This window comes from Cytobacillus gottheilii (genome assembly GCF_001636345.1).
Taxonomy (GTDB): domain Bacteria; phylum Bacillota; class Bacilli; order Bacillales; family Cytobacillaceae; genus Cytobacillus; species Cytobacillus gottheilii.
On the sequence record NZ_KV440945.1, the window covers coordinates 1,347,630 to 1,359,548 of the forward strand.

At 37.7% G+C, this 11,919-nt stretch carries 10 protein-coding genes; all 10 read left to right on the top strand.

Features of this window, described 5'->3' with window-relative positions; genetic code table 11:
• The first annotated feature begins 193 nt into the window (after positions 1–193).
• The 10 genes from A6754_RS06430 to hflC all read left to right on the top strand — a co-directional run bounded on the left by A6754_RS06430 (position 194) and on the right by hflC (position 11,860).
• Positions 194–655: a DUF441 domain-containing protein gene (locus A6754_RS06430; protein ID WP_066443040.1), complete on the top strand. Its 462-nt coding sequence runs from the start codon at positions 194–196 to the stop codon at positions 653–655.
• Between the two features lie 458 nt (positions 656–1,113).
• Positions 1,114–2,232 (top strand): citrate synthase, encoded by a 1,119-nt coding sequence (citZ, locus tag A6754_RS06435; protein WP_066443041.1) that lies wholly within the window; start codon positions 1,114–1,116, stop codon positions 2,230–2,232.
• A 173-nt stretch (positions 2,233–2,405) separates the two neighbouring features.
• Positions 2,406–3,674, top strand: a complete 1,269-nt coding sequence (gene icd, locus A6754_RS06440; RefSeq protein WP_066443042.1) for an NADP-dependent isocitrate dehydrogenase — start codon at positions 2,406–2,408, stop codon at positions 3,672–3,674.
• Positions 3,675–3,764: 90 nt separating this feature from the next.
• On the top strand, positions 3,765–4,703 hold the full coding sequence (gene mdh, locus A6754_RS06445) for a malate dehydrogenase (RefSeq protein WP_066443043.1): 939 nt from the start codon (positions 3,765–3,767) through the stop codon (positions 4,701–4,703).
• A gap of 272 nt (positions 4,704–4,975) precedes the next feature.
• Positions 4,976–5,452, top strand: a complete 477-nt coding sequence (locus A6754_RS06450) for a MaoC/PaaZ C-terminal domain-containing protein (protein ID WP_066443044.1) — start codon at positions 4,976–4,978, stop codon at positions 5,450–5,452.
• Positions 5,453–5,710: 258 nt separating this feature from the next.
• On the top strand, positions 5,711–6,604 hold the full coding sequence (locus tag A6754_RS06455; RefSeq protein ID WP_066443045.1) for an AraC family transcriptional regulator: 894 nt from the start codon (positions 5,711–5,713) through the stop codon (positions 6,602–6,604).
• A 508-nt stretch (positions 6,605–7,112) separates the two neighbouring features.
• The gene (locus A6754_RS06460; protein ID WP_066443046.1) at positions 7,113–7,829 is read left to right on the top strand and encodes a response regulator transcription factor; all 717 of its coding nucleotides are present in this window, start codon (positions 7,113–7,115) and stop codon (positions 7,827–7,829) included.
• Entirely contained in the window at positions 7,826–9,598 is a 1,773-nt protein-coding gene (gene pnpS, locus A6754_RS06465) for a two-component system histidine kinase PnpS (protein WP_066443047.1), read from the top strand. Before A6754_RS06460 ends, pnpS begins: the two co-directional genes overlap by 4 nt.
• Positions 9,599–9,951: 353 nt before the next feature.
• Positions 9,952–10,917, top strand: coding sequence for an FtsH protease activity modulator HflK (gene hflK / locus A6754_RS06470; protein ID WP_066443048.1), 966 nt, complete (start codon positions 9,952–9,954; stop codon positions 10,915–10,917).
• Positions 10,910–11,860, top strand: a complete 951-nt coding sequence (hflC, locus tag A6754_RS06475; protein ID WP_066443049.1) for a protease modulator HflC — start codon at positions 10,910–10,912, stop codon at positions 11,858–11,860. Before hflK ends, hflC begins: the two co-directional genes overlap by 8 nt.
• Positions 11,861–11,919 lie beyond the last annotated feature (59 nt).

Sequence of the window (11,919 nt, forward strand, 5' to 3'; positions counted from 1 at the left end):
TTATGATTATATACGACGATCAAACCATAATTACCTTTAAAAATGAATGATAAAGTTATTGCTTTTTAAAACTGAGAGGTCGTTTTGAGGGTCATCTTTGTCTGGGCAGAAGACCATGTAATTCTGTTACCAGGAATTAGCATGTTCGGTCATATAACTATGTTACGATAATTTGTATAAGGTGGAATAAATAATGATTTCGCAATCTCTTGTTTTCTTATTGTTATTATTGGGAATAAGTATAATAGCTAAAAACCAATCATTGATGCTCGCTGTATTTGTGCTGCTGATTTTAAAGGCGGTTGGCGGTGGGAGTCACCTGTTTTCCTTTATACAATCAAAAGGAATTAACTGGGGCGTCACCATTATTACCATTGCTGTTTTAGCTCCCATTGCCAGCGGTGATATTGGACTGCGTGATCTAGGAGATGCATTTAAATCACCTTATGCCTGGGTAGCACTCATATCTGGAATTTTGGTCGCTCTGATTGCAAAAGGCGGAGTAACTCTTTTGGCTGAGGATCCGCAAATTACAGTCGCTCTGGTATTAGGGACTATCCTTGCTGTCTCCATATTTAAAGCAGTGGCTGTCGGTCCATTAATTGGTGCAGGAATAGCCTATTTCCTGATGAAAATAATTGATTTAATCAAATAACATTTTTCTTATAAAACAATTTATTTTATTAATTTAAGTTGTTTTCGTTCACAAAAGTCAGATAATTGTTTATAATAGGACTTGTAAGCGCAAACTATTTGTTATTCATCATATTCTCTATTAAAATAGTAATAACTATTTTTTGTGTCAAAAAGAAATGTAAGCATTTTCTTTTTTTATTGTATATTCTCGAGCAAGCGCTCAGTCCGGTCAAGGATATAAAAAAGTTACTTACTTAGGGGGGATCTGTAATGGATCTATACATACCTCCTGATCATTTAGCCGAGAGCAATAATAGGTTAGATATCCAAAATAGTCTGCAAAATGGCTGCTTGTGCCGGCATTAAAGCTTAAATTAATCTGAAAATTCATTCGAGAGTATTCACAAAGATGATTTGTAAACGCTTATGCGTGCAAAGGGTAAGGGGAAATTTTATTACGTAAAGGAGATGTTTTATATGACAGTAACACGCGGACTTGAAGGAATCGTTGCAACACAGTCATCTATAAGCTCAATCATAGACGATACACTAACGTATGTAGGCTATGATATTGATGATTTGGCGGAGAATGCAAGCTTTGAGGAAGTTATTTATTTGTTATGGCACCGCAGTCTTCCAACTAAGGCGCAATTAGAGGAATTTAAATCTCTGCTTGCTGAAAATGCTGAACTGCCTGATGAGGTTCTGCAGCACTTTAAAATGTATCCAATTAATAAAGTTCATCCAATGGCTGCTTTGCGTTCTGCCGTTTCACTGCTTTCTTTATATGATGAAGAAGCGGATTTAATGGATGAGGAAGCAAACTATCGAAAAGCTGTTCGTCTTCAAGCAAAAATGCCGGCAATTGTTACGAGTTTTTCTCGTATTCGTAAAGGTTTAGAGCCAGTGGCGCCAAAGAAAGATTTAGGTTTTGCTGCCAATTTCCTTTATATGCTGACTGGCGAAGAGCCAGAAGATATTGCGATTGAAGCGTTTAATAAAGCTTTAGTGCTTCACGCAGACCATGAGTTGAACGCGTCTACGTTTACTGCCCGTGTATGTGTTGCTACATTATCAGATGTCTATTCTGGTGTAACGGCAGCCATTGGAGCACTTAAAGGACCGCTGCACGGCGGAGCTAACGAAGCGGTTATGAAAATGTTATCTGAGATTGAAACACTTGATAACGTCGACCCGTATATTCGTGAGAAACTTGCGAACAAAGAAAAAATTATGGGCTTTGGGCACCGTGTATACCGTCAGGGTGATCCGCGCGCAAAACATTTGAGAGAAATGTCTAAAAGATTAACAGAACTTACAGGAGAACCTCATTGGTATGAAATGTCTACACAAATTGAAGGCATAGTAACAGGAGAGAAAAACCTGCCGCCGAATGTTGATTTTTATTCTGCGTCTGTTTATCACAGCTTAGGCATTGATCATGATTTATTTACACCAATTTTTGCTGTAAGCCGCGTTTCTGGCTGGTTAGCTCATATTCTAGAACAATATGAAAATAACCGTTTGATCCGTCCTCGTGCTGAATACACAGGACCAGGCATGCAAAAATACGTAACTGTTGAAAACAGAGGCTAATTTCCAGCTGCTGTTTCACTTATCTAAATCATGTACAGCATTTTACTTTTCTGTGTATAATTGCTGTGTTAGATTGAAGAGAGCTAAAGGTTAGAGGCAGACCTGCTTTCTGACCTTTCCGCTTTATTATTTTGGCATGAAAACGAGATGTGAAAAGGAAGGGAGAAATGAACATGCAAGGTGAAAAAATTACAGTAAGCAATGGGGTATTAAATGTACCAAATAATCCAATCGTTCCTTTTATTGAAGGAGATGGGATTGGTCCTGATATTTGGGCATCAGCATCAAGAGTTTTAGACGCTGCTGTTGAGAAGGCGTATAACAACGAGCGCAAGATTGAATGGAAAGAAGTTCTTGCTGGTGAAAAGGCATTTAACCAAACAGGTGAGTGGCTGCCATCTGAAACACTAGATACGATTAATGAGTATTTAATTGCAATTAAAGGCCCATTAACAACTCCAATCGGCGGAGGAATTCGTTCTCTTAATGTTGCACTTCGTCAAGAGCTTGACTTGTTTGTTTGTTTACGCCCTGTACGCTGGTTCGAAGGAGTTCCTTCTCCTGTAAAACGTCCTCAAGACACAGATATGGTGATTTTCCGCGAAAATACGGAAGACATTTATGCTGGAATTGAATATGCAAAAGGTTCTGACGAAGTGAAAAAGCTTATTTCTTTCCTACAAGACGAGATGGGTGTTAATAAAATCCGTTTCCCTGAAACGTCAGGAATTGGCATTAAACCAGTATCAGAAGAAGGTACTTCTCGTTTAGTACGTGCTGCAATTGAATATGCAATCAAAGAAGGACGTAAATCTGTAACACTTGTACATAAAGGCAATATTATGAAGTTTACAGAAGGCGCATTTAAAAACTGGGGTTATGAGCTTGCAGAAAGAGAATACGGAGAAAAAGTATTCACTTGGGCAGAGTATGACCGCATTAAAGATGAAAAAGGTGCAGATGCTGCGAACAAAGCACAAGCCGATGCTGAAGCAGCTGGCAAAATCATCGTTAAAGATTCTATTGCTGATATCTTCTTACAGCAAATCCTTACACGCCCAAGCGAATTTGACGTTGTGGCAACAATGAATCTGAATGGTGATTACATTTCTGATGCTTTGGCTGCACAAGTTGGCGGAATCGGAATTGCACCAGGTGCTAACATTAACTACGAAACTGGCCATGCGATTTTTGAAGCAACACATGGAACAGCACCGAAGTATGCTGGTCTTGATAAAGTAAATCCATCATCTGTGATTCTATCAGGTGTGCTATTGCTTGAGCATTTAGGGTGGAGTGAAGCAGCAAGCTTAATCCTGAAATCAGTGGAAACAACAATTGCATCTAAAGTTGTAACATATGACTTTGCCCGTTTAATGGATGGAGCAACAGAAGTAAAATGCTCTGAATTCGGAGATGAATTAATTAAAAATATGGGTTAATCCTATTCAATAACTGATGCAAAAGGCTGTTCGAATAGAACAGCCTTTTGTTTAAACCGAATATATTCATCATGTTTAGGAGGAAATTTCATGACAATGAGACGAAAAAAAATATCTGTTATCGGCGGCGGATTTACTGGCACAACAACAGCTTTTCTGCTTGCTCAAAAAGAGCTTGGAGATGTCGTGCTGGTTGATATGCCTCATAATGAAAATCCCACAAAAGGGAAAGCGCTTGATATGCTTGAAGCAAGTCCAGTACAAGGGTTTGATGCAAATATTATCGGTACATCCAATTATGAGGATACGAAGGATTCAGATATTGTCGTGATCACTGCTGGAATTGCACGTAAGCCTGGCATGAGCCGTGATGATTTAGTACAGACAAACCAAAAGGTAATGAAAAGTGTAACACAGGAGATCGTTAAATACTCTCCTAATTCCTATATTATCGTCTTAACAAATCCTGTTGATGCTATGACTTATACGGTATTTAAGGAGTCTGGCTTTCCTAAAAATCGTGTAATTGGACAATCAGGGGTATTAGATACTGCACGTTTCCGAACATTTGTAGCGCAGGAATTGAATCTTTCTGTAAAAGATATTACTGGATTTGTGTTAGGAGGCCATGGTGATGACATGGTTCCGCTTGTCCGTTATTCATATGCAGGTGGTATTCCGCTTGAAACATTAATACCAGCAGACCGCTTAGAGGCAATTGTTGAACGGACCCGCAAAGGCGGCGGTGAAATCGTTAACCTGCTAGGAAACGGCAGTGCATATTATGCCCCAGCAGCTGCCTTAGTTGAAATGTGTGAAGCCATTATAAAAGACCAGCGCCGTGTGCTTCCGGCCATTGCCTACCTCGAGGGTGAATATGGATATGAAGGTATTTATCTTGGCGTTCCAACAATTTTAGGTGCTAACGGAATTGAAAAGATTATTGAGCTTGATTTAGAAGAAAACGAGAAAGCAGCACTGAATCAATCTGTTCATTCTGTTAAAAGCGTTTTAGAGATACTTGTATAAAATTAATACTGATACGATTTGACAGATATAAAAGGGTTGAAAGGAATGTGACTAGCTGTACAATTCCTTCAATCCTTTTTGATTGTTTGCTTTTGATAAATAACAAAAAAGAAATAAGACTCACCTTTTCATATTCATTTTGCTTATCCAGATGATTTATGATAATATAAAATGACAGAATAATAAGTCAACAACTGATTTTAATATGCTAAAGAAGGCTTTTATTTTTTACTCAATAATGAAACCGCTTACATGTTTATGGAGGTGTTTGCATGCTTTTAGGGAAAAAAAGAAAGATCGGAAGAAAGATTGAAGAGATATCCAAAGGCGAAAAATTAACCTTAACAGAAGTAATTGAGGATAAAGATCTGTTGTTATATCTAGGACTAACCAATGATGCCAACCCTTTATATATTCAGCATGATTATGCATCACAGACTCCGTATAAGAAACCTATTGTGCCAAGTATCATGTTAAATGGCATGATCACTTCAGCTGTTTCCAAGTACCTTCCCGGCCCTGGCAGCCACATTTTAAAGCAGGACCTTGATTATGTTAAGCCTGTCTATCATTATGCTTCTGTTACTTTTTTATTTGAGGTAACAGCGGTAAACACCTCTGAACATACCATTCACCTCAGTGTAATAGGAACAAATGAAGAAAATGAAGTTGTCATTCGAGGAGAACTAGTTGTGTGTCCACCTCATCGGATTCAGCAAATGGATGGAAATGCGCTTGATAACTTTTAATGTACTAAAGTTTATAAAGAATAACGAGACTTAAGAAAAAAGCCGAAAGATTAGAAAACCCCTTCTAATCTTTCGGTTTTTTTAATGTCGATTATTTATCATCAATATGTAGAAGGGTCCAGTTGCCTCCTCATGGAAAGAAAAATACTAGCACACTCATCCAAGAAACAGAATAGTTCGCAAAAACAGTTCTTTAGCAAGAAAAGTTAAGAACAAACGTTTGTTTGCTGTTATAGTGGTAGTAGGCAGGTGACGGAAATGGATTATATAAACTCTATCCAATTAACACTGGATTATATTGAAAATCATATTCATGAACACATATCGTTGGAGCGGCTGGCTGAGATTGCTTGTTTTTCTCCTTTTCATTATCATCGTGTTTTTCAGGCAATGGTTGGAGAATCTGTGATGGAATATGTCAGAAAGAGAAGGCTGACAACCGCAGCGGAAAGACTATTCTATACAAATGAAAAAGTGCTTGAAATAGCAATCAGCGTTGGGTTTCAATATCATGAATCATTTAATCGGGCATTTAAAAAGTTCTATGGGGTTTCACCAAAGCAATATCGGCGTGCAAAGAAAATGTCCGGTCCGTTAAGAGGAAAAGCCTGCCTAAATAAAAACCCTTTAATAGGAGGACTAAAAATGAAACCAAAACTACTTGCGAAACCAGCTTTTCACATCATTGGCTATGAACTTAAAACGAAGAATCAGGATGGTCAAAATAATCAAGATATTCCAGAATTTTGGCAGCAGTATATGAAAAATAAATTAGGAGCTGCCATTCCCGATCCTTTGCATCAAAACGAAGAATATGGAATTTGTACAGATTTTAATTCTTCTTCAGGTGAGTTTGTTTACGTCATTGGAATGGAAGTAGCTGAGGGAACTATTGCACCTGAGGGATTAGTTTACAGAAGTTTTCCAGAGCAGGAATATGCAGTGTTTACAACACCGAAAGCAAGTGAGGAAATGTTCACTGCATCTATTCAGTCTACCTGGAACTATATCTTCACAGACTGGTTTCCGAAATCAGGGTATGAGCATAATGGAACGATTGAATTCGAGTTCTATGATGAACGATGCTATGGTACTGAAGACAAAGAAATGGATATTTATATTCCTGTGAAAAAGCAGAAAGCTTTTAAGTAGATAGAGGTTCTATAAACATCAAACATGGATTGTTCGTTTAGATCATACAACCCCAAAAATGCATGTGCGGGAGGAAGTAAGTTCAATTGATTTCAGAGGGAAACTCTGCGGACCTGTCTAGAAGCGCCAGCCTTCCTCCCAGTGCATGAAAGTGTTCGAAGAATAAGCTTAATCTTGCTTTTTAGTGAATGACAAAATTGCTTGTTGTATTGAGAGTTATCTTTAGAGTTCAATATTTTGTTCCCACCCTCCACACTTGCCATATATTTTCCTAAAGTACTTTATGTTAAAAAAATTAATTTTCTCTGCCTGATGGAACAAAGTTCCTATTAGGACGACACTTATAAGCTCTATCAATTATAATGAAAATGCTTACATTATCAGATATTCTTCTGAAAGGGTTGCATTGTAAAGAAGTGTTTATATTATAATAGATTTAGGTAGTTGGGGGGTCATTGCCGGTTAGCCGGTAATGCTTTTGGGGGAATAAAAATATCGGAGGCTTTTCATGAATAAAAAAGTACTTGTCGTCGATGATGAACAATCAATTGTTACTTTGCTGCAATATAATCTACAGCAAGCTGGATATGACGTTTTAACTGCAGAGGATGGAGAATTGGGGATGGAGCTTGCTATTTCAGAAAAACCAGACTTAATTGTTCTTGATTTAATGCTTCCAAAAATGGATGGAATTGAAGTATGCAAACAGCTTAGACAGCAAAAGATAGAAGTGCCTATTTTAATGCTGACGGCAAAGGATGATGAATTTGATAAAGTACTAGGACTTGAATTAGGCGCTGATGATTATATGACGAAGCCATTTAGTCCCCGTGAGGTTGTTGCGCGTGTAAAAGCTATTTTGCGCAGAATACAAACGCAGCCGGAATATGATGTAAGCCAAGCAGAATCTCAGGATTATATTCAAATTGCAGAGCTGAAAATTTATCCGGATCGATACGAAGCTTTTGCTGATGAAGAGCTTTTAGAATTAACACCAAAGGAATTTGAGCTTCTGCTTTATCTAGGCAGACATAAAGGCAGGGTATTAACAAGAGATCAGCTTTTAAGTGCAGTTTGGAACTATGATTTTGCAGGGGATACACGCATCGTCGATGTTCACATCAGCCATCTGCGAGAAAAGATTGAACATGATACGAAAAAGCCTGTTTATATTAAAACGATCCGCGGACTAGGATATAAACTGGAGGAACCTAAGAAAGAATGATTAATTTCAGATCGAGGCTTTTGTTTGCCCTTATTACCTTAATAATCGCTGTGTTAATTTTTCTGGGTATTTTATTAGGGCAGCTTTTTAAAACGAATTCTTTACAGTCTTTTGATGAACGCTTGCAAAATGAGAGTGATCTAGTAAAAAATTATGTCGATGACCAAGGCGGTGTCAACGGGCTTAACGACGGAAAAGTAAAAGAAATGGCTGATGCATTAAATGTCCAGATTACAATTGCTAATGTTAATGGAAGTATTGTACTTGAGAGCCATGACAAAAACAATGTAAGCAGGCATGAAGCCATTGTTGAGGAAATAACAAATGGAGTCTACAGCTCAGAAGATTTCCTGGAGATTCAAGGCGGTTTTGACCTGAATTATTATTGGCGTCCGATAGGTTCAAGTGAAGATCCTGATGGTTACATCATTTTAAGCACAGCAATCACACAAGTACAAGATGCCTACAGGCAAATCTGGTGGACATTGACCATTAGTCTTGGAGCGGCGCTCTTTGTCATTATTCTCCTTGTAACTCGTATTACGTCTAATTATACACAGCCGATCGAGTCAGCTACAAAAGTAGCAATTGAACTGGCAAAAGGGAATTATAGGGCTAGAACATATGAAGATCCTTTGAATGAGACAAGTATGTTAAGTAATTCTATCAATATTTTAGCTAGAAATCTGCAGGAAATGGTGAAATCTCAAGAGATTCAGCAAGATCGAATTGAGACATTAATCGAAAACATGGGCAGCGGTCTTGTTCTTATTGATAGCAAAGGCTATATCAATTTAATTAACAGATCATATAAAGAGATTTTCGAAGCAAAATCTTCTTTTTACTTACATAAGCTGTATTATGATGTGATGAATAATAATGAGTTAACATCCATGGTAGAAGAAGTATTTATGACCGAACATAAAGTGCGCAAACAGCTTATGATTCCTGTTGGAATTGAAAGAAAGCATTTCGATGTTTCAGGAGTGCCTATTATTGGTACGAATAATGTCTGGAAAGGCGTCTTGCTTGTCTTTCATGATATTACAGAGTTAAAGAAACTCGAGCAAATGAGGAAAGACTTTGTTGCAAATGTTTCACATGAACTGAAAACTCCTATTACATCTATCAAAGGGTTTTCAGAGACTTTGCTGGACGGTGCAATGGAAGATAAGCAGGCATTAACCGACTTCCTTAAAATCATTTTGCAGGAAAGCGATCGTTTGCAATCCCTTATTCAGGACCTGCTAGATTTATCAAAAATTGAGCAGCAGGGCTTTAGTTTGTCTAAAGAAATATTCGATATACAAGTGATGATGAAAGAAGTTTTGGCTATTATGCATGGGAAATTGGAAGAAAAGGATATTTCTCTTTTCTTTGAGAGGCAGGAAGCAGCCGTCTTAATGGAAGGAGATCCATCTAGGCTAAAACAGGTAATCATCAATTTATTATCAAATGCTATTTCCTATACGCCCCAAGGCGGAAGAGTTTCTTTGTCGGTATCAGAAGGGCCAAAAAAGGTACATGTTAAGGTTCAGGATACAGGTATTGGAATTGACCAAGAGGAAATTCCGCGGATTTTTGAACGTTTTTATCGAGTCGATAAAGCAAGAAGCAGAAATTCAGGCGGAACCGGATTAGGTCTGGCAATTGTAAAGCATATTGTGGAAGCTCATAAGGGGAAAATTTCTGTTACAAGTGATGTAGGTGAAGGCACAGCCTTTCATATTGAACTTCCAAAAGGAAAAATTGAAGACCATATTCAATAGATTTGGAAAAATAGATAAAAAATGAGGGGTTTACATTATATTTACAGTCTTTTTATTTTCTATTTACAATAGACCTTTATAATGATTAGGGAAACCCCTTCATCCAAGGTACCAAAGAAAGGAGAAAGCTTACCCCGCTTTCTCCTTTTCTTTTTGCTTTTTTAAGATCTTTTCTTCATAGATGTTAAAAAACATATGAACTTCGTTGTTTTTAGTCATTCTCTGTCTTCTTGTCTTTCCTCCACTTTCCGAATATTCAATTGTATATTTATTGAATTGTAAATCTTATGAAACTTTTCTGTATTCAGCTCGTAATAAAGTTACAGACAAAGAAACAGGGAAGGGGAGTATAAATGGTTAGTTTAAAAAGAATTTATACATTATCGGGTTTGGCGATTGCAATTGTCGTTTTAGCCATTATTGCCTTTACTTCATGGTATACAGTCGATGAATCAGATCAAGCGGTTATTTTAACCTTTGGAGATGCCGAAGATACAATTACCGAACCTGGATTGCATTTTAAAATGCCTTGGCCAATTCAGAGCGTCGAAAAATTATCAAAAGAAACATTCAGTCTCCAGTTTGGTTATGAAGAGCAAGAAGGAGAGATAAAGGACTTTCCTGATGAAACGAAAATGATCACGGGGGATGAGAATATTGTATTAGCAGACCTTGTTGTTCAATGGAAAATTACTGATCCGGAAAAATTCCTTTTCAATGCTGAAGATCCAGAAGAAATTTTATATGATGGTACATCTTCATCACTTCGCAGTATTATCGGAAGCTCACAAATTGATGATGCTCTAACTTCAGGGAAAGCACAAATAGAAGCAGATGTTTGGGAGTTATTAACATCACTCGTTGAAAAATATGACATAGGCATTTCCATTTTAGCGGTTAAATTGCAGGATGTAGAGCTTCCTAATGCAGATGTCCGAAAAGCCTTTACCGATGTAACAGATGCACGTGAAACAATGAACACAAAGATCAATGAAGCAGAGAAATACAAGAATCAAAGAATGAATGAGGCACAAGGTGAGGTTTCAGCCATTAAATCCCGCGCACAAGGTGAGCAGGAGGCCAGGCTTCAGGGTGCCCGTGGAGATGTTGCAGTCTTTAACAGTTTATATGAAGAATATAGAAACAGCCCTGAAATCACGAGGGAGCGGTTAATGCTCGAAACGATGGAGCAAGTATTGCCGGGTTCTGAAATCTATATCATGAATGATGATGGCAATACGATGAAGTATTTCCCAATCAGACCCTTAGAGAAAGAGCAGCAAAAGCCAGCAGCTGAAGGAAGTGAAAATAATGAGTGATCAAAACATAGTAAATATGAATGAACGCGGAGGCGGGGGAGGCAATCAGCTTAGAAACCGCAAATTTATTAAGTTTGGTATTTTTGCTGTTATTTTCATCGCAATTCTTATTATTTTGTTTATGAACCTCTTTATCGTCAAGGAGGGTGAATATAAAGTAGTCCGCCAGTTTGGAGAAGTTGTCCGCATTGAGAATTCACCAGGTCTTTCATATAAAATTCCGTTTATCCAAAGCGTAACAACATTGCCAAAATATCAAATGACATACGATGTATCTGAAGCGGAAATTAATACAAAAGATAAAAAGCGTATGATTATTGACAACTATGCAGTCTGGAAAATAGAAGACCCAATTAAAATGATTTCCAATGCAAGAACGCTTCAGGGTGCAGAAGCAAAAATGGAGGAATTTATTTATTCTGTTACGAGAACGCAGCTTGGGCAGCTTGATTATGACGAGATCATTAATGATGAAAAGTCTTCTAGGGGATCGATCAACACTGAGATTACAGAGATGGTAAATGAGCTTCTTGCAAAAGATAATTATGGTATTTCAGTGACTGATGTCCGCATTAAAAGAACAGATCTTCCGCCAGAGAACGAGCAATCCGTGTTTACAAGAATGATTTCTGAACGTGAATCAACTGCACAGGAGTATTTATCCAAAGGGGATGCTCAAAAAAATAAGATCATTGCCGAGACAGATCGGGATGTCACAAAAATGCTGGCAGCTGCAAAGGCTGAAGCTGAACAAATCCGGGCTGAAGGAGAAGCACAAGCAGCAAGAACCTATAATGAAGCTTTTTCAAAAGATCAAAGTTTCTATAGTTTATATCGAACATTAGAATCTTATAAAAAGACGATCAATGGCGAAACGGTTATTGTTCTGCCATCTGATTCACCATATGCACGCTTGTTGATGGGTTACACTGATACAGAATAAATAGAAACCATACACACAAACCGTTATTTTCCTTTCCTTATCATGACATGATAAAATAA